This is a genomic window from Billgrantia campisalis (assembly GCF_022341425.1).
GTDB lineage: Bacteria > Pseudomonadota > Gammaproteobacteria > Pseudomonadales > Halomonadaceae > Halomonas > Halomonas campisalis.
The window spans coordinates 155,190-173,744 of the sequence record NZ_JABFUC010000001.1; the positions used below are offsets into that span (position 1 = coordinate 155,190).

16 protein-coding genes are annotated in these 18,555 nt (G+C 66.2%); all 16 read right to left on the minus strand.

Going from position 1 to position 18,555, the window contains the following annotated elements:
- Positions 1 to 24: 24 nt before the first annotated feature.
- Positions 25 to 597: a CvpA family protein gene (locus HOP52_RS00680; protein WP_238974930.1), complete on the minus strand. Its 573-nt coding sequence runs from the start codon at positions 595 to 597 to the stop codon at positions 25 to 27.
- Positions 598 to 601: 4 nt separating this feature from the next.
- Positions 602 to 1,312, minus strand: a complete 711-nt coding sequence (locus tag HOP52_RS00685) for an SPOR domain-containing protein (protein ID WP_238974932.1) — start codon at positions 1,310 to 1,312, stop codon at positions 602 to 604.
- 90 nt (positions 1,313 to 1,402) lie between these two features.
- On the minus strand, positions 1,403 to 2,689 hold the full coding sequence (gene folC / locus HOP52_RS00690; RefSeq protein WP_238974934.1) for a bifunctional tetrahydrofolate synthase/dihydrofolate synthase: 1,287 nt from the start codon (positions 2,687 to 2,689) through the stop codon (positions 1,403 to 1,405).
- 8 nt (positions 2,690 to 2,697) lie between these two features.
- Positions 2,698 to 3,753, minus strand: coding sequence for an acetyl-CoA carboxylase, carboxyltransferase subunit beta (accD, locus tag HOP52_RS00695; protein ID WP_238974936.1), 1,056 nt, complete (start codon positions 3,751 to 3,753; stop codon positions 2,698 to 2,700).
- Between the two features lie 77 nt (positions 3,754 to 3,830).
- Entirely contained in the window at positions 3,831 to 4,646 is an 816-nt protein-coding gene (trpA, locus tag HOP52_RS00700) for a tryptophan synthase subunit alpha (RefSeq protein ID WP_238974937.1), read from the minus strand.
- A gap of 9 nt (positions 4,647 to 4,655) precedes the next feature.
- On the minus strand, positions 4,656 to 5,870 hold the full coding sequence (gene trpB, locus HOP52_RS00705) for a tryptophan synthase subunit beta (RefSeq protein WP_238974939.1): 1,215 nt from the start codon (positions 5,868 to 5,870) through the stop codon (positions 4,656 to 4,658).
- A gap of 81 nt (positions 5,871 to 5,951) precedes the next feature.
- Positions 5,952 to 6,602: a phosphoribosylanthranilate isomerase gene (locus tag HOP52_RS00710; RefSeq protein WP_238974941.1), complete on the minus strand. Its 651-nt coding sequence runs from the start codon at positions 6,600 to 6,602 to the stop codon at positions 5,952 to 5,954.
- Between the two features lie 85 nt (positions 6,603 to 6,687).
- Complete coding sequence (locus HOP52_RS00715) at positions 6,688 to 7,728, minus strand: phosphoenolpyruvate carboxykinase (ATP) (RefSeq protein WP_238974943.1); 1,041 nt, start codon at positions 7,726 to 7,728, stop codon at positions 6,688 to 6,690.
- Between the two features lie 34 nt (positions 7,729 to 7,762).
- The gene (locus HOP52_RS19685) at positions 7,763 to 8,908 is read right to left on the minus strand and encodes a PqqD family protein (RefSeq protein ID WP_238974945.1); all 1,146 of its coding nucleotides are present in this window, start codon (positions 8,906 to 8,908) and stop codon (positions 7,763 to 7,765) included.
- Between the two features lie 143 nt (positions 8,909 to 9,051).
- A complete protein-coding gene (locus tag HOP52_RS19750; RefSeq protein WP_422677674.1) occupies positions 9,052 to 9,225 on the minus strand; it encodes a lasso RiPP family leader peptide-containing protein in 174 nt (57 codons plus the stop codon).
- Between the two features lie 134 nt (positions 9,226 to 9,359).
- Positions 9,360 to 11,228 (minus strand): asparagine synthetase B family protein, encoded by a 1,869-nt coding sequence (locus tag HOP52_RS00725; protein ID WP_238974947.1) that lies wholly within the window; start codon positions 11,226 to 11,228, stop codon positions 9,360 to 9,362.
- A gap of 240 nt (positions 11,229 to 11,468) precedes the next feature.
- Positions 11,469 to 12,383: a tRNA pseudouridine(38-40) synthase TruA gene (truA, locus tag HOP52_RS00730; RefSeq protein ID WP_238974949.1), complete on the minus strand. Its 915-nt coding sequence runs from the start codon at positions 12,381 to 12,383 to the stop codon at positions 11,469 to 11,471.
- 53 nt (positions 12,384 to 12,436) lie between these two features.
- Positions 12,437 to 15,088 carry a FimV/HubP family polar landmark protein gene (locus tag HOP52_RS00735; RefSeq protein ID WP_238974951.1) on the minus strand — a complete coding sequence of 884 codons (2,652 nt, stop codon included), beginning with the start codon at positions 15,086 to 15,088 and terminating at the stop codon, positions 12,437 to 12,439.
- Between the two features lie 266 nt (positions 15,089 to 15,354).
- Entirely contained in the window at positions 15,355 to 16,467 is a 1,113-nt protein-coding gene (gene asd, locus HOP52_RS00740) for an aspartate-semialdehyde dehydrogenase (protein ID WP_238974953.1), read from the minus strand.
- A gap of 101 nt (positions 16,468 to 16,568) precedes the next feature.
- A complete protein-coding gene (leuB, locus tag HOP52_RS00745) occupies positions 16,569 to 17,648 on the minus strand; it encodes a 3-isopropylmalate dehydrogenase (RefSeq protein ID WP_238974955.1) in 1,080 nt (359 codons plus the stop codon).
- Between the two features lie 250 nt (positions 17,649 to 17,898).
- The gene (gene leuD, locus HOP52_RS00750; protein ID WP_238974957.1) at positions 17,899 to 18,552 is read right to left on the minus strand and encodes a 3-isopropylmalate dehydratase small subunit; all 654 of its coding nucleotides are present in this window, start codon (positions 18,550 to 18,552) and stop codon (positions 17,899 to 17,901) included.
- Positions 18,553 to 18,555: the final 3 nt, after the last annotated feature.

The window sequence follows — 18,555 nt, forward strand, 5'->3', positions numbered from 1 at the left end:
CGGGGTGGGTCCCGGATTGGTATGTCAGGGAGTTGTCGTCGACTCGCCGGCGCCATCGCCTTGGCGCTCGCTGCCGGGCAGCGAGATATCGCGCAGCGACTCGGGCAGTTCGGGAACCGTGCCTTCCCAGGTCTCGAGCTGGCTGACCGCCCAGTCGCGCAACTGCTCGAAGGTCGGCCTGAGCTCGGCGTCCTGCCAGGCCTCGAGCTGGGCCAGCGGCGTCAGGCTGATCAGTATGGTGGCCACCACCAGAATGGCCGCCCCACGGGCCACGCCGAAGCAGGCCCCGGCCACGCGGTTGAAGAAGCCCATGCCGACCCACTCCACCGCCGCATGCACCATGCGGATGACGATCCCGCACAGCAGCACCACGCCGAGAATCACCAGCACGAAGGCCAGCACCAGGCGCCCATCGGGGTTGTCGATGACCCCGCTGAGCATGTCGGCCACCGGCTCCGCCAGCAGCCGGGCCGCCAGCAGGGCGATGATCCAGGCCGCCAGCCCCAACCCCTCGCGGATCAGGCCGCGCATGAAGCCGGCCAGGGTGGAAACGGCCAGCACGGCGAGGAAGATCCAGTCGATCCAGGTCAAGGTCATGGCGTCACTCCCTCACCCTCACCAGCAGCCCCTGCAAGTTGGCCTCTTCCTTGAGCTCCGCCATGGCGCGCTCGCCGGCGTCCGAGCTCTCGTAGGGCCCCACGTAGACTGTGGTCAGGTTGTTGTCGCGCAGCCGACTATAGGCGCTGAAGCCCTGGTCGATCAGCTGCGCCTCGAGGCGCTCGGCGTTGGAGACTTCGCCGAAGCTGCCGACCTGCACGGCCCACTCGCCCGACGGCGCCGCCGCGGTAGGGGTCGGCGCCGACTCGGCGGGCGCGGAATCGGTCGCTCCCTGGCGATCCAGGCGCTCGGAGGCCGCCCGCGCCAGATCGGCGATCGGATCCTCGGCGGGCGGCTCGCTCGCCGGCGCCTCAGGCTCGGCGGGTACCGGCTCCCGGGCCGCCACATCGGGCTCAGCCTCGCGCTCCGGTCGAGCGAACATGGGCGCCACCTCGGGAATCGGCTGGACCGTCTCCGCGTCGGCGCCGGGCTCCTGCAGCGCCGTGCCCGGGGCTTCTGTCTGGCCCAGGCTGGCCGGCGGCTGGGGCTCGGGCACGTCACGGCGCTCGACCGGCACCGGCTGCTCGATGGTCAGCACCGGCTGGGGACGCTCGTCGCGGGGCGCCGGCTCATCGAACAGCATCGGCACGAAAATCACCGCCAGGGCGATCAGGATCACCGCCCCGCTGATTCGCTCGCGCATTCCATATTTCATCTTGCCCTCCTGCCCAGGCCCCGGGCGCTACCAGGCGGCTGTGGCTCGTCATTCAACAGTCAGACAGCCGTATCCCATTAGCCTATCCCGTCAGCCCGATGCCTGCTTCCACGCCAGTATGGCCGCCACGGTGAAAAAAGAGCCACACACCAGCACGCGATCCTCGGGCGCCAGCCGCGCCTCCAGCCATTCGGCGCCGGCCTGGGGCGAGTCGGCCCGGTGGACCACATCGCCCTGCCTCGCCGCGATCGGTTCGGCCAGCGCGGCGGCGCTGCGCGCCCGCTCGCCCTCCAGGCTCACCGTCACCCAGGCATCGGCGATCGGCGCCAGGGCCTCGATCACCCCCTCGGCATCCTTGTCACCGAGCATGCCCAGCAGCACCCAGGTACGCCCGGCGCATGGCCGCTCAAGCAGACGCTTGGCCAGGTAGCTCGCCGCGTGGGGATTGTGGCCGACGTCCAGACACCACTGCCCCAACCACTGCATGCGCCCCGGCAGCCGGACCTCGGCCAGCGCCCGCCGACAGGCCGCCGGCGCCAGCCCCACCCCGGCCAGGGCCAGCGCCTGCAGCGCCGTTGCGGCATTGTCCAGGGGCAGCCCGGGGTCGGGCAAGCCAGCCAGTGACAGGGGCTTGCCCTGCGGGCCCCGCCCCTGCCAGCACCAGCCCTCGGCACCGGGTTCACTGCGCTCAAAGGCTTCGTCCAGTGCGACCACCTCGGCACCGCGCTCGGCGGCCACCTCGCGCACGCTGATCGGCAGGTCCAGCCCCCCCAGCACCGCCGGTCGACCGCCACGCAGGATACCGGCCTTCTCGCGGCCGATCTGCATGAGGTCGTTGCCCAGGAAGGCCGCATGGTCCCGGGCGATGGTGGTGATCACCGCCACGTCCGGGTCGATGACGTTCACCGCATCCAGCCGCCCGCCGAGGCCGACCTCGAGGATGGCCAGGTCGGGCTGGCGCCGGGCGATGGCGTGCAGCGCCCCCAGGGTGCCGACCTCGAAATAGGTCAGGCTGACCGGCTCGCCATCGAGCCGCGCCGCTTCGACCGCCTCGAACCCGGCGATCAGCGTCGCGTCGTCGGCCTCTTGACCGTCCAGGCACAGCCGCTCGTTGTAGCGCAGCAGGTGCGGCGAGGTGTAGGTGGCGGTGGAAAGCCCATGCGCCCGTGCCAGCGCCTCGAGCATGGCCACGGTAGAGCCCTTGCCGTTGGTGCCGGCCACGGTGATCACCCGGGCCGCCGGGCGGCCATCGAGCAGGCCCATGCGGCGGGCGACCTCGGCCACCCGCTCGAGGCCCAGCTCGATACCCACCGGATGCGCCGCTTCGAGCCGGGCCAGCCAGGCACCCAGGCTGGCAGGGAGTGAGGGAGAGGTCACGGGCGGCGTCAGCGTGGCGTGTCGGAGCGCTCGGCGGCGTCATCCGACTGGGTCGCCTCGGCGTCGTCCGGCGCCGGGGCAGCGTCGCGCTCGGCGGGAGCGGGCTCTCGGGGCTCCGCCTCCGCCGGCTCTGCCGGGGCGGGTTCGGCCTGCTCGACGGCATCCACCAGGTCCGGCTGGAGGAGCCTCTCCTCATCCACGCCGCTGGGCGGCTGATGGGTCAGCTTGCGCAGCAGCCGGCCGAGTCGATCGCGCATCTCGCCACGCGACACGATCATGTCCACGCTACCGTGCTCGAGCAGGAACTCGCTGCGCTGAAAGCCCTCCGGCAGTTTCTCGCGCACGGTCTGCTCGATGACCCGGGGGCCGGCGAAGCCGATCAGGGCGTTGGGCTCGGCCACGTTGATGTCCCCGAGCATGGCCAGCGACGCCGAGACGCCGCCGAATACCGGATCGGTGAGCACCGATACATAGGGGACACCGGCCTCGCGCAGGCGCTCCAGCGCCGCCGCCGTCTTGGCCATCTGCATCAGCGAGAACAGCGCCTCCTGCATGCGCGCTCCGCCGGAGGCGGAGAAGCAGATCAGCGGGATCCGCTCTTCCCGGGCCAGGGTGGCGGCACGCACGAACTTTTCGCCCACCACGGCGCCCATGGAGCCGCCCATATAGGTGAACTCGAAGGCCACGACCACCACCGGCAGGCCGTCGAGGGTGCCGCGCATGGCCACCAGGGCATCCTTCTCGCCGGTCTCCTTCTGGGCCGCATGGAGGCGGTCCTTGTACTTCTTGGAGTCGCGGAACTTGAGGCGGTCGACGGGCTCCACCTCGGCGGCGAGCTCCTCGCGACCCTCCTTGTCGAGGAACCAGTCGAGACGCTTGCGGGCCGTCAGGCGCAGATGGTGGTCGCACTTGGGGCAGACGTTGTGGTGCTTCTCGAGCTCCGGGAGATAGAGCACTGCCTCGCACTTGGGACACTTGCGCCACAGGCCGTCGGGGACGCTGGCCCGGCGGTCCTTGCGCTGGATGCGGCCCATGGAGGGGACAATCTTGTCAAGCCAGCTCATGTCAGAAAGGCTTCCGTATGCTGTTGTGCCCGGCAGCGGCCGGGCATCATGAATCGAGTCGGGTCGCGAGGGTTATCTCAGCGCTTGCTCAGGGCATCCAGGGCGGTGCGCATCTCGCCCAGCACCGCCTTGAGCTCGCCGGCAATGACCTCCGGCGTCTCGGCGTTGGCGGCGATGCGGCTGACCAGGGCCGAACCGACGATCACGCCGTCGGCCACCTTGCCCACCTCGGCCGCCGAAGCGCCGTCGCGGATGCCGAACCCCACGCACAGCGGCAGCTCGGTCTGCTCGCGCAGCGGGGCCAGATGGCTGGCCACGTCCTCGGCGTTGAGGGTCGCCGCCCCGGTCACGCCCTTGAGCGCCACATAGTAGAGATAGCCCTCGCCGTGGGCGCATATTGTAGCGGCCCGTTCATGGGAAGTGGTAGGGGCGACGAGAAAGATCGAGGCTAAACCGCGGGCCTTGAGAATGGGGCCGAACTCATCGGCCTCCTCGGGGGGCATATCCACGGTGAGCACGCCGTCGATCCCCGCCTCGGCGGCCTGATCGGCGAAGGCCTCCAGGCCGATGCGCTCTACCGGGTTGAGGTAGCCCATCAGCACCACCGGAGTGTCGCGATCGCGGCTGCGGAACTCGCGGACCATCTCGAACAGGTGACTCAGGCGCGTGCCGTGCTTGAGCGCCCGCTCGCAGGCCTTCTGGATCACCGGACCGTCGGCCATGGGGTCGGAGAACGGCACGCCGAGCTCGATGATGTCCGCGCCGGCCTCCACCAGGGCATGCATGAAGCCCACGGTATGCTCAGGCGCCGGATCGCCGGCGGTGATGAAGGGGATCAGCGCCCGACGGCCCTCGGCCTTGAGCGTGGCAAAACGTTGGTCGATACGGTTCATTTGAGCCCCTTAGAATTCGATTCCGTCGATCTTGGCGACTGTCATGATGTCCTTGTCACCGCGCCCGGAAAGATTGACGACGATGTTCTGGTCGGCTCGCAGGGTGGGCGCCAGCACCTTGGCATAGGCCAGGGCGTGGGCGGACTCCAGCGCCGGCATGATGCCCTCGACGTGGGTCAGCTCGCGAAACGCCTCGAGCACGGCGTCGTCGTTGGCGGCCACGTAGTTGACCCGGCCCACGTCCTTCCACAGGGCGTGCTCCGGCCCCACGCCCGGGTAGTCCAGGCCGGCGGAGATCGAATGGGTGTCGGAGACCTGGCCGCCCTCGTCGGACATCAGGTAGGTGCGGTTACCGTGCAGCACCCCGCGCGGCGCACCGGAGGCCAGGGGCGCGGCGTGGCGCCCGGTCTCGACGCCGTCACCGCCGGCCTCGACGCCGTACATGGCGACCTCGTCGTCCTCGACGAAGGGGTAGAAGAGCCCCATGGCGTTGGAGCCGCCGCCCACGCAGGCGATCAGCGCATCGGGCAGCTTGCCGAACTCCTCCAGCGACTGGCGACGCGCCTCGCGGCCGACCACCGAATTGAAGTCGCGCACCAGCATCGGATAGGGGTGCGGGCCGGCCACGGTGCCGATGATGTAGAAGGTGTCGTCGACATTGGTGACCCAGTCGCGCAGGGCCTCGTTCATAGCATCCTTGAGGGTGCGGGTACCCGACTCCACCGGGATGACGTTGGCACCGAGCAGGCGCATACGATAGACGTTGAGCTTCTGGCGCTCGACGTCCGCGGCGCCCATATAGACGTCACACGCAAGCCCCAGGCGGGCCGCCACGGTGGCGGTGGCCACGCCGTGCTGGCCGGCGCCGGTCTCGGCGATCACCCGCGGCTTGCCGCTCTTCTTGGCCAGCAGCGCCTGACCGATGGTGTTGTTCACCTTGTGCGCGCCGGTGTGATTGAGGTCTTCGCGCTTGAGCCAGATCTGCGCCCCACCCAGCTGCTTCGACCATCGCTCGGCATGATAGAGCGGTGAAGGCCGGCCCACGTAATGGGCCAGGTCATAGTCGAATTCCGCCTGGAAGTCGGGATCGTCGCGAAGACTCAGGTAGGTCTTCTCCAGATCGTCCAGGGCGAAGCTCAGGGTCTCCGAAACGAACCGGCCGCCGTAGGGACCAAAATGGCCGCGGGCATCCGGCAGTCGGGTCAGGTCACTGAACTTGCTCACTAAGACACCTCGTCGGGTCGTCAGAAGGGACAGGGATGGATGAACATAGGGTAACCCGGGGGTGCGGTCGATACCGGCGGCTCAGCCACGCCCGGCATCGGCACCTCGCACCGCCGCGATAAAGGCCTCGAGCCGCTCGGCGTCCTTGCGGCCGGGAGCCGCCTCGACGCCGCCCGACACATCCACCGCAAAGGGGTGCACGGTGGCGATGGCATCGGCCACATTCTCCGAGCGCAGGCCCCCGGCAAGGATAACAGCTTTCGCCAGGTTTTCGGGGATTCGCGACCAGTCGAAGGTCTCACCGGTGCCGCCGGGAACCCCCGGCCGATAGGCATCCAGCAGCAGCGCCCCGGCGCCGCGATAGGCCTCGGCCGCGGCGTGCAGGTCGAGGCCCTCGCGCATGCGCAGCGCCTTGATCCAGGGACGCGAGAAGCCGGCACAGAAGGCCGGCGCTTCATCGCCGTGGAACTGCAACAGGTCGAGGTGGCGCGCGCAGCGCTCGATCAGCGCCGGCTCCTGGTCGACGAACAGCCCCACCCGGGTGACGAAGGCCGGCACCCGGGCGCTGAGCTCGGCCAGCCGCGCCTCGTCCACCGCGCGCTTGCTGCCCGGCCAGAGCACGAAGCCCAGGGCATCGGCACCGGCCGCCACCGCGGCATCGACATCCGCCTCGCGGGTCAGGCCACAGATCTTGATGCGGGTACGAGAGCAGGGAAAAGGCGTGTCGGCCAAGGAAACACTCCAGAGACATTGTCATACGGGTGGAAAAAACTAGCGAGGCCACCTGGCTCCAGGCCCTAGCGATCCCAGCAATATTTTACGGGTTCACCGTCGACGCATGAAGGTCCAAGCGAACGGCCTCATGCACCGCCGGCAAATGCGCATAGCCGCTAGGATACCATAAGCGCTTGATGGGAATGGATTGGGCGATACGGGCCAGGCGCTGGAAACGGCTTGCATGCAAGCGGCTTTCACCCTCCTCCGACGCCTCAGCGAATACGGGCCATTCGGCATGCGCATCGAAAAGGTGCACCAGGAAGGAGTGCCTGACCAGCTGGATCATGGCCTCCCCCGCCGCCACCGGATCGATTCGCACCGCGCCATCCGCCGCGTCGATATCGCCAGCCAAACGGCGCTCCAGCAGATAGATGCAGGCCACCGGCAGGGTCGCCGACGCTACCCTGCCGACCCGCCCCGCCGGCACGCTGAGCTTTGCAAAGGCCGGATGCACCAGGGGAAAAGTGTCCGTCTCACCGACAAATCGCCCCGCCTGCTCCGGCGTCAACTTCATCTGGGGGAAGCCATGTCGGCAAACAACGCTGCCATCGTGATAATGCAGCGCAGAAATATCATCGGCGAGCAGCGGGATCCCCGCCTCGACCAGCGAGGCTACCAGGGTACTCTTGCCCCCGGTGCGATCGGCGGCGAACAGCACCGCCCGGTCGTCAACGACCACCGCTCCGGCATGAATGGCCGCCACGCCCGACAGCTCGAGGTAGTAGGCCATCACATGCCCCAGCAGGCAGATCTCGACCATGTACTCGAGCGCTGGGGCGTGGAGCTCGCAGCGGATCTCCCCCGCGCTCAGCCAGAAGTCCGCGATCCGCGGAAAGCGCATCACAATACCGGCCGGTGCGGCATAAGCCTGCACGACCCTTTCCCCGAAGCGGTTCTTGTCGGGGCTCTGGTAGAGCGAGGTCTCTTCCAGCAGCGTTGGCGGCGGGGTCACATGCGTTAGATGAAAACGCAAGTCGGGCTGCATGTCCGAAGGCGCGGCGGTCATCGGGGTGCGGAAGGGGTAATCGGTTTCCAGACAGTAACCGAACAGGAGATGCCGATGGAAAGAAACGATCGCCACGCGCCACACTCCTTCGTCGCCGATACAAAATAGGTTAACGGTATATCAAGAGTCCGTTTTTCTCGAGTTCCGCCACGAAAACGGCAAGGTCATGGCCCAGGGTGGACGGGGCAATGTCGTAGCGCTCCAGCAGCGCTGCCTCGGCAGCCTCCAGGGTGCCGTGCTCTAGCACGTAGCGCCACATCTCGGCTGCCGAGCCCTCCAGGCGGAAGCAGGGAGCGGTATGGCCTGAATCCTCCGGCATCCTCGCCACCGCAACGGCCGAGTCGATCTCGGCCCAGAGGACGCGATCGGCTGGCCTGATCGGGCCCGGGCAATTGGGGAGCAGCATGACGTTTCCCTCGATACCGGCGACAGCGGGCTCACACCGCAATGTTTCCGCCGCAATACGCCGCTTGAGGCACAGGTGGGAGGGCATGAGATGCCAGCCAGCCTCAAAGCGCCGGGCATCGGCATTCCAGAACTTTGAGTCGGGCTCGCTCCAGGCGAAGGCAAAATAGGCGACAACCCCGATCCAGTACCCCTGCTCGCCCGTTCGCGACTGCTGCTGACTGCACCATTCGGCATAGCCCTCCCCATAGCGTCGCGGCCCCAAGTCGCGCAGGACCTCGGCACTCAAGCAGTCGATAACCCGCGCTTCACGAGACATCAGTGCTTCCCGAAAGCCCTCGGGAGCCAGCAAGGAGGCAAACACGACCTGATGCTTTCCCGCATGCTTCAGGTATTGCTGCAGCCTCAGCCCGGAAATGGCACAGTCGTCCACGATCACGATCGGAGCACTGGGTCGCTCACTCCGGAGCGTGCCGATATCCCGAAGCTGATCGGGCCGTAGGTCGAGCGCATAGGCCAGCATGCCCAGCACTATATGCCCCCCACGAGGGATGGTAGCGAAATGAAAGGAGCTTAGCTCCTCACGGCTGAAGCGCTGCCTGAGGCGCAGGGCCAAGCGCTCAGTCAGCTGCTCGGCATCTTGATAGTCGATATAGCGGTAATGCTCGGTTGCCTCGTCAAGCAAGGTTGCCAGGTTCTGCAGGCGCTCATGTTCAAAGGCAGAGAAGTTTCCGAAGGCAGCGATCAGCGGTACCGGGTGGCATCTGGCGACCTGCCTGACATTTGGCAACTTTCGCCATAGCGGATTGCTGGAAATCGTCGCCAACAAGGAAGAGAGCGCGGTTTCCACCGCGCTCTCCTGCATAAAAGACAGTAGATGTGAGATACGACCACCACCATCCCACAGCAGCACACTTCCAATGGATACCGGCGACATTATCCACCCATCCAAAAAGTAGTTATTATTTTCACTTTAGCTATAGACTATTAAGTTCAAAGGCCAGGATTATCCTCATGGCCTCCTGGATCGACACTCCCCTGCCTCAGGTCACCTCCTGGGTTAGTCAGTCCCACTTGGGTAATGTCACTGACGCTTCCCCACTGCTTTAGCTGTGGGGGTTCATAGTGACGGAGCGTTTCTTGCTGCCTTTCTTCATTACGGCTCATTTTCAATACTCCCGAATTCCGGCACACAATTAATTACAGTACCGCATCACAAGCATACAAACCTGGGGCCATAACGGCAAAATGATTTTCATAACCCATCAATCAAATGTTTCTCATGCTTCGACACGCAAGCCTCACCAGAATTCACGCAACCAAAGCTCTAACGAGAGAGTTGACCATAGGTCAAACATCTTCCTTTCCCCATTAACGTAGGCGTTGAAATCATGGAGCAGTCGATCACCATCAATATAGCCTAGGCTGGCGCAGCGGCTGTCCTTGATCAACGCCATGACATTTGTGTAAGCCTCCTTGCGCAAGGCACGCTCATACAAGGGCTCTGGTGACACCTTCCTTGCCGACTCAATGGCCTCAGAAGGCATGATGCCGCGCATGGCGCGCCGGGGCAGGCGCTTAAAATCGCTGCGCCGGGTAAGCTGATGCTGAGGGCACGCCAGCACGAAGCTCGCCAGCCGTCGATCGCTCCAGGGGTCCAGCACTGACATGCCGTGAGCAGCCGCAGCACGGGCATCGTTAATCAGCCCTCGAGTGACGAAGGAGGAAAAGACGAGCTCATAGCGCTGCCGGCCGGCAAGATGGACACTGTCCGGCAGCTCGCCGTGGATGGAGATCCCGGGTACGACCCCATGCTGGGTGAGAAACGCCTGCCGAACATGAGCAGCCCCCAGCGGCGAGGGGCTGGCCGCCCACCCCAAGCGCTGAGCCAGCTGCTTCACCGCCGCCAAGGGCGCGGCCGACTGCGGCAATGATGGCTTGAGTAGTGTCGCAACCAGCAAGCGCGCAGCCGAGCTCCGCGATGAACGGCGCAGCGAGCGCCACTCATCCAGCGCTTCTTGCCAGCGCCGCGCTGACACCAGCCCATGGAGCGCATTGACGTTGTCCCCGCACATCACGTCGCCACGATTTCCGGATATCATCGATCGCGCCCCATCCCGCCGTGCCGCTTCCAGGCTCTTATGAACGAATGCCTGGTACATGGTCATGAAGGGGTCGTCAGGATGTGGCACATGCAGAGCGAGATCATGCAGGGGGTATGTCAGTGAGGCATCGATCTCGGTGACGGGAATTTGATAGGCAGACGCTATACGATAAATATTGGCGCGCTCATCGCACTGCGGAAAATCGTTGAATGCCAAGCTATATGCTCGCAGTGTTGCAACGGGCTCGCCTTGCTGCCTAAGCCAGCCGGCCACGGAAGCCACCGAGCCAGAATCCATACCACCACTCAGGCTGATAGCAGCGGGAGAATCCATTGACTGTAGTCTACAGCGAACCGTTTCCAGTAGAATGTCGCGCAAATGCTCTACATAGTCGCCATCGTCGCGGTATATAAGCGTCTCACTTGGTACTGCCTGCCAGAATCGACGCCGCCGACACTGCCCTTGCAGGTTGACCGAAACGTGCTGTGCAGGCTCCAGTTCTTCTATACCGTCATAAAACGAGATGCCTGCCGGGGTTTGCATGCCCGCCAAGTGCCAGGCAACGGCTCGCTCATTGATCCGCTTAGGCACACGGCTTGCCGCCAGTAGCTGATGTGCTTCACTCGCGAACAGCAGGCAGTCGGGTTCAAGACGGTAGTAGAGTGTGCACATCCCCATGGCATCGCGTACAAGGTGCAGCTGCCGACGCTGACAATCCCACCAGGCGAACGCGAAATCGCCTAGCAGTTTATCCATCGCCTGCTCGCCACGCCGCTGCATGAGCGAAAGTATCGCGTCAGCATCGGAGTCTCTATCTGAGCACCGACCATCCAGCAGTTCCCGGCGATTATCGAGTCGCGCACAGGCCACCAGTGCATGGGCGCTATTTCCGGAGACGGCAAGTCCGTCGACTGACCTATCACGCCTACCGCTGTCACGTAACAAGCAGGCGATGCCCAGCGGGCCCTGGTAGTGGTAGCGAATGCCATCAGGGCTTAGGTGAGCCGCACGGGCTGCCATGGATTCAAGCACCAGCGGTGATACCGGCTGGCCATCGAAGCGCAAGATTCCGCAAATTCCGCTCACGACACGCTGAGCCTCCCGCCCTTCAAACGCCAAGGAGTCAGGCGATGAAGCCGCGGGTCGGGCTCAAGACCCCGCCTCCAGCGATGTTCAACGCCACTGCGACGCGCTGTCGACACTACACTCCGACCGACAGTCACTTACATAATGTAGCAGAAAACAACCTAGGAGTTACTTTTTGGGGGGGGCGGAGACGTGGCGTGCCAGGCTGATCCGCCGCGCTCAGTCGACGGACGCCGCCACCGGCCTACCCCGCCGGAACTCGACCATGGGGCAGTCGGGCAGCGCCCTCTCGCCGGTCCATTCGCCGAGAAACGCCAGCAGGTTCGGACCCAGCGGCTCGGCCGGCAGTCCCCAGGCCTCATCGTAGAGCGAATCAACGAAGTGCAGGCCGCAGGCCGGGGCGGTGACGTCGGCCAAGGTACGATCCTTCAGCGCCATCAGCTCGGCCAGATAGTCATCGCCGCGCTCGCCGCGTCCCACGGTGACCAGTGCACCGACGATATTGCGGATCATATGGTGCAGGAAGGCGTTGCCCTGGACATCGACCACGACCAGGGGGCCGTGGCGATGCACTTCGATGAAATGCAGATGGCGCCAAGGGGTCTTCGACTGGCAGCCGCCGGCGCGGAAGCTCGAGAAGTCGTGCTCACCCACCAGCGCCTGGGCGGCACGGTGCATGGCGTCGGCATCCAGCGGGTCGCGACACCAGGTGACGTTGGCGCGCTCCAACACCGGACGGCTGGGCTGGTTGAGGATCACATAGCGGTAGCGACGCGCCAGGGCCTTGAAGCGGGCGTGGAAGGTATCCGGCACCTCGTGCACCCAGCGCACGGCGACATCCCGCGGCAGATTGGCATTGACGCCGAACACCCAGGCCTTCTGGGAGCGCGGCACCGGCGGGTCGAAGTGGACGATCTGGCGAGTGGCGTGCACGCCGGAGTCGGTACGGCCGCTGGCATGTACCGTTATCGCGTGGTTGGCCACCTTCGCCAGGGCCGCTTCCAGCGCCCCCTGCACCGAAGGCGCATGCTTGAGCCGCTGCCAGCCGCAGTAGGCGCTACCGTCGTATTCCACGCTGAGGGCCAGGCGGCCGCTCAGCGGTCGGCGTTCATCGAGAGGTTGGAACAGGGTCATTCGGCCGTCAGCTTCGCTTGTATCGAGAGTGGGTCGTATCGGACTGGGCAGCTTCACAGCCGATAATGGTCGATCAGTTCCCGGGCCTGCATCCGCAGCCGGGGATCCTCGGCGCTGTCCAGCAACGGCTCGAGCAGCCTCCTGGCCCGCTCGGTCTCGCCAACCTCCAGCAGGCGGCGGGCCTCGTCGAGGTCGTCGAGGTGGCCAGGGCTGACGCGCAAGCCGTCATTATCCGGATCCAGAGGCGGAAAGGCCACCTCCTCCACGTCCCACTCTCCGTCGTCTGCCCCCTCGGGCACGCGGCCGGGAATATCTTGGCTTTCGCTTTTGATCTCAGGCTCCGGCACTGGCACATCCTCGGAGCCGCTGTCGCCGCTGGTGAACTCTATGCTGGGCTGCATCGGTGTCTCCTGACGTGCGGCGGGCTCAGGGTCCAGAGGCGGCGGCTGATAGTCGATTACCTCTGGGGCCGATTGCTGGCGGCCAAGCGGGGGCTGCTCCGCTTCCCCTTCGGCGGCCTCGCCACCCCGTACCCCCTCGCGGGTGGCGTACTCACCGGCCGTCTGGGCATCATCGGGCTCAGGCGTCTCCCCGTGATCGGCGTCTTTCTCGCCGTAAAGCGCCTCAGGTGGCTCCGGCGCCAGATGCTCACTCTCCCCCTCGACGGGGAAACGGGCGTGATCGCGCTCCAGCCCGGAAGAGGCCTGTGCCATGACATCCGCGGCATCGTGCGCCGGCTCATCGGCAATGGGGGGACCATCCTGGTCTGCGCTGCCCTGGCTTGCGCTACCCTCGTCTTCAGACTCTGGCCGGCGGCTTGCCATCAGGCGGTCGACCTCGGCGCGGATTGCCGGGTCGTGACTCTCGCGCAGCCGTTCGGCCTGGACCTGTGCCGCCTGCCAGTCTCCCTGCTCCTGGTAGGCAATCAGCAGCTTGAGCCGCAGATCCTCACGCCCCGGCTCCCTGGCCAGCCCGGCAAGCAGCACATCCCGAGCCTGATCATAGCGACCGTAGGCCATGAAGATATCCGCCTCGCTGATCGCCTCGGCGCGGGGCATGGCGCTCGAACCGGGTGCGGCGGCAATCATCCCGGGCACCACCGGCGGCTCGACTGTCGACGTCGAGGCGCTCGCAGACGAGACGCCAGGTGCCGCCTGGGTAGGCGCCGATACCGTGGTCGGCGTCGCCCCGTGCGCCCCATGCGGCATGGTCGCAAAATCGGCAGCGTGGTGGGTTTCACCATGACGGCGACGCCTGATCAGCAGCCACAGGCCTAGCAGACCCGCCACGCCGGCTGCACCAAGCACCAGGTTGCGATCCATCTGGGCCGGGTAGACGGCCCCCCACCAGGGCGCGTCGGCGTCGTCGGCCGGCGCACTGCCGGGCGGCACCACCCCGCCGGTGCCGGGCCCATCCTCTCCCGCGCCGCCGGCCAGCAGTGCCACCAGCTGGTCGCGCAGGATGTCCACCTCCTCACGCAGTCCACTCACCTGGTCCTGCAGTGCATCCCGCTCCTGCTGCACCGCCTCAAGCGCCTCGCGACTCTCCAGCCAGCGCCGTTCGAGACGCGCCAGCCGATGTGCTTCATCCGGCTCGATCAGCCCCTCGGCCCCCAGGGAGGCCAGCACCTCGGGGTCCAGTCCCACGCTGCCCGGCGCATCGCGCTCCGGGGCCGTCGTGTCGGCCACCACCGACTCGGCCGTCTCGGCGGCCACCTGAGCATCGGTGAGCAGCGTCAGACGCGGGGACTCCCCGCCGTTCGCTTCGGCGATCTCCGGATCCGCGCCGCCGGCAACCGGCGCATCGGCCTGGGTAGCGGCCCCAGTCGCGCGAGGTTCCGTCTCTATCGGTACGCTGGCCACGGCGGTTGGCGGCTCGGCACCGGTATCCAGCGGTACCCGGGCCGGGGCGCCGCTGCCGCGATTCGCCCAGGCCCGGTTCATGGCCTGCACGGTCGACGCCGCCTCCTCGGCGCTGCGCGCCGCGATAGCCTCACGCGAGGGCACCGTCAGGGTATGGCCGGCGCGCATGGCATTGATATTGCCGGAGGGGAAGACGTCCGGATTGGCCTGAACCAGCGCCACCATCATCTGGTCCATGCTGATCGAGCTGTCGGGTCGCAGGCGGCTGGCCACCGACCAGAGGGTATCGCCGCTGCCTACCCAGGCCTCGCCGCCACCCTGCCCCCTCGCCGTCGGGCGTTCCGCCGGACGTGCCGGCGCCGCCAGAGTCGGCGATGATGGCGGCGACGTAGCCTGCGACGCGGCGGCACGAGTGGCCGCCGCCGCGCCGGCCAGCACCGGCAGCTGATCATAGTTGGGGGGATCGAGCAGCAGCGTGACCTCTCGCAGCGACTGGCCGCCGGGCCAATCGAAACGCAGCATCAGATCCAGCCAGGGCTCGCGAATGGCGCGACTGCTGGTGAGATCGAGCATCAGTTGGCCTTGATGCTCACGGACCGCCAGCCCCACGCTGGCCGCCAGCGGCGTGCGGCTAAGGCCGGCCGCCTGGAACGCACCCGCCTCGGCCACCGAGACATTGAGCCGGTCCGGCTCCATCCCGGCAGTGTCGGTCAATGGAATGGTGGCACGCAGCGGCGCATTGAGCGACGAGTGCACCTCGACCTCCCCCAGCCCGAGCGACACTGCCTGCGGACTGACAGCAGACAGGGTAAGCAGCATGGTGAGTGTCAGCTTGCGTCTCATGGGGTTCCCTTGCGTTACCGGCGCACAGGCCGCCGATCATCGATTGATGTTGTCATAGTGTGCCGACGTAGGCCGTTACGAAATATGTACCACATCTGTCTGCTCCCCGCGCCCTACCGGGGTCAAACCCGAGGCATTTCGTTCAACGCCTGCCCCCGGTCCGGCCGGGCCCCGCACCGCTCGCACAAAGCGAAGCGGGGCACCTCCACCCTGGTGGAGATGCCCCGCTTCAGGTCAGCGCACCCCGGAAGGCACGCTTGGCACGCTTACTGCTCGCGCAGAATCTTCAGCATCCGCTTGAGGGGCTCGGCGGCGCCCCACAGCAGCTGGTCGCCGACGCTGAAGGCGGAGAGGTACTCGCCGCCCATGGCCAGCTTGCGCAGTCGACCCACCGGCACGTCCATGGTGCCGGTCACCGCGGCCGGGGTCAGGCCGGCGACGGTGGCTTCCTTGTCGTTGGGAATCACCTTGACCCAGTCGTTGTGCTTGGCGATGCGATCCTCGATCTCATCGAGGGGCACGTCCTGCTTGAGCTTGATGGTGAACGCCTGGCTATGGGAACGCATGGCGCCGATGCGCACGCAGAGGCCGTCGATGGGGATGGGATTGTCCTGCAGGCCGAGGATCTTGTTGGTCTCCACGGTGCCCTTCCACTCTTCCTTGCTCTGGCCGTTGTCGCGCTTGACGTCGATCCAGGGCAGCAGGCTGCCGGCCAGCGGCGCGGTGAAGTTCTCGGTCGGGAAGTCGCCCGAGCGCATCGCCGCGGTCACCTTGCGGTCGATGTCCAGGATAGCGCTGGATGGGTCGGCCAGCTCGGCGGCGGTGCTGTCGCGCAGCGCACCCATCTGGTTGAGCAGCTCACGCATGTGCTTGGCACCGGAGCCGGACGCCGCCTGATAGGTCATCGAGGTCATCCATTCGATCATGTCGGCCTCGAAGAGCCCGCCCAGGCCCATCAGCATCAGGCTGACGGTGCAGTTGCCGCCGACGAAGGTGCGGGCACCGCGCGCCAGCTGATCGTCGATCACCTTGCGGTTGACCGGGTCGAGGATGATGGTGGCCTCATCCTCCATGCGCAGGGTGCTGGCGGCATCGATCCAGTAGCCCTTCCAGCCGCTGGCGCGCAGATCGCCATAGACCTGCTTGGTGTAGTCGCCGCCCTGGCAGGTGATGACCACGTCGAGCACCTTGAGCGCTTCGATGTCGGTGGCATCCTTGAGCGGAGGCACTTCGACACCCACGTCGGGGCCCGGCTGGCCAGTCTGGGAAGTGGTGAAGAAGACCGGCTCGATGCCCTTGAAATCCCCATCTTCCAGCATGCGCTGCATCAGCACGGAACCAACCATGCCGCGCCAACCGACGAAACCGACTTTCAACATGTGAAGTCCTCCAGCAATCGAATGTGGGACATATTATACAGGAAGCAGGGCCGAGGGCCGAGGGACGAGGAATCTCGAACCTCGAACCTCGAACCTCGAACCTACTGAGCTTCGAAGGCGGCCAGCACGGCGTCGCCCATCTCGGCGGTGGAGACGGTGCGGGTGCCCTCTGAAGCAATATCGGCGGTGCGCAGGCCGTCGTCCAGCACCTTGCCGACCGCGGCTTCGATGCGGCTTGCCAGCGCCGGTTCGTCCAGGGAGTAGCGCAGCATCATGGCCACCGAGAGGATGGTCGCCAGGGGGTTGGCGATGCCCTGGCCGGCGATGTCCGGGGCGCTGCCGTGGCAGGGCTCGTACATGCCCTGGCCGCTCTCGTTGAGCGAGGCCGAGGGCAGCATGCCGATGGAACCGGTCAGCATGGCGGCGGCGTCGGAGAGGATATCGCCGAACATGTTGCCGGTGACCATGACGTCGAACTGCTTGGGCGCGCGCACCAGCTGCATGGCGGCGTTGTCGACGTACATATGGGAGAGCTCGACGTCCGGGTACTCCGGCGCCAGGCGCTCCATCACTTCGCGCCACAGAATGGTGACCTCGAGCACGTTGGCCTTGTCGACGCTGCACAGCTTCTTGCCGCGTTTCTGGGCCATCTCGAAGGCGACGCGGCCGATCCGCTCGATCTCGCTCTCGGAATACACGTAGGTATTGAAGCCGACCCGCTCGCCGTCGCGCTCCTCGATGCCGCGGGGCTGGCCGAAGTAGATGCCGCCGGTGAGCTCGCGCACGATCATGATGTCGAGCCCGGCCACCAGCTCGGGCTTGAGGCTGGAGGCGGAGGCCAGCTGCGGATAGGTGATCGCCGGACGCAGGTTGCCGAACAGGCCGAGGTTCTTGCGCAGGCCGAGCAGGCCCTTCTCGGGGCGCTTGCTGAGGTCCTCGAGCGTGTCCCACTTCGGCCCACCCACGGCGCCGAGCAGAATGGCGCGGGCGGCCTTGGCCTTGTCCAGGGTCTCGGCGGGCAGCGGCTCGCCATGGGCGTCATAGGCGCTGCCGCCGACCAGGCCCTCTTCCACTTCGACGTCGAGGCCCTGGGCCTGACAGGCGGCCAGGATGCGGCTGGCCTGGGCGGTGATCTCGGGGCCGATGCCGTCGCCCGGCAGTACCAGAATCTTCTGAGTCATCTTTTCATCAATCCTTGTCGAGTCTTGAGCCGAGACGAAGCGACCGACCATCCCGGCACCGGGGCTGATCCGGGGCAGGCCCTTCGCGGAGGCGCTGTGAACCCATCCCTGGGCGCTACATTTGCCTTCCCTGGCAAATGACCTCCGCTACGGGCCTCCCCCGGCGCCCCTCATGTCGTCAAACCGAACCTGCTCGCAGGCCTGCCGCCGGAACAGCCCCGCACCACCGACGGATGCAAAGTAAGAGCGGTCAGGCTTGAGCGGAATCGCGGAACAGCCAGGGGCGCGCGGCGCGGTGCTTGGCCTCGAAGGCGCGAATGGCGTCCTCGTCCTTCAACGTGATACCGATGTCGTCGAGCCCCTCGAGCAGGCAGTGCTTGCGGAAGGCGTCGACCTCGAACTCGAGGATCTCGCCGGAGGGCGTGATCACCCGCTGGTTCTCGAGGTCGACGTCCAGGGCGTAGCCCTCATTGGCCTCCACCTCGGCGAACAGACGGTCGACCGTCTCTTCGGGCAGGGTGATCAGCAGCAGGCCGTTCTTGAAGGCGTTGTTGTAGAAGATATCGGCGAAGCTCGGGGCGATCACCACCCGGAAGCCGAAGTCCTCCAGGGCCCAGGGGGCATGCTCGCGGGAGCTGCCGCAACCGAAGTTGCGCCGGGCCAGCAAGACGCTTGCGCCCTGATAGCGCGGCTGATTGAGCACGAAGTCGGGGTTCTTCGGGCGCTGGGAGCAATCCTGGCCGGGCTGCCCCTCATCCAGGTAGCGCAGTTCGTCGAACAGGTTGACGCCGAAGCCGGTGCGCTTGATCGACTTCAAGAACTGCTTGGGGATGATCAGGTCGGTGTCGACGTTGGCCCGGTCGAGTGGCGCCACGAGCCCTTCGGTGCGTTCGAATTTCTTCATGAT

Bases quoted from the DNA above. Each gene is read 5' to 3' on its own strand.
- HOP52_RS00680 (WP_238974930.1), bottom strand. From the start codon at position 597: ATGACCTTGACCTGGATCGACTGGATCTTCCTCGCCGTGCTGGCCGTT.
- HOP52_RS00685 (WP_238974932.1), bottom strand. From the start codon at position 1,312: ATGAAATATGGAATGCGCGAGCGAATCAGCGGGGCGGTGATCCTGATC.
- accD (WP_238974936.1), bottom strand. From the start codon at position 3,753: ATGAGCTGGCTTGACAAGATTGTCCCCTCCATGGGCCGCATCCAGCGC.
- trpA (WP_238974937.1), bottom strand. From the start codon at position 4,646: ATGAACCGTATCGACCAACGTTTTGCCACGCTCAAGGCCGAGGGCCGT.
- HOP52_RS19750 (WP_422677674.1), bottom strand. From the start codon at position 9,225: ATGAGCCGTAATGAAGAAAGGCAGCAAGAAACGCTCCGTCACTATGAA.
- truA (WP_238974949.1), bottom strand. From the start codon at position 12,383: ATGACCCTGTTCCAACCTCTCGATGAACGCCGACCGCTGAGCGGCCGC.
- HOP52_RS00735 (WP_238974951.1), bottom strand. From the start codon at position 15,088: ATGAGACGCAAGCTGACACTCACCATGCTGCTTACCCTGTCTGCTGTC.
- asd (WP_238974953.1), bottom strand. From the start codon at position 16,467: ATGTTGAAAGTCGGTTTCGTCGGTTGGCGCGGCATGGTTGGTTCCGTG.
- leuB (WP_238974955.1), bottom strand. From the start codon at position 17,648: ATGACTCAGAAGATTCTGGTACTGCCGGGCGACGGCATCGGCCCCGAG.
- leuD (WP_238974957.1), bottom strand. From the start codon at position 18,552: ATGAAGAAATTCGAACGCACCGAAGGGCTCGTGGCGCCACTCGACCGG.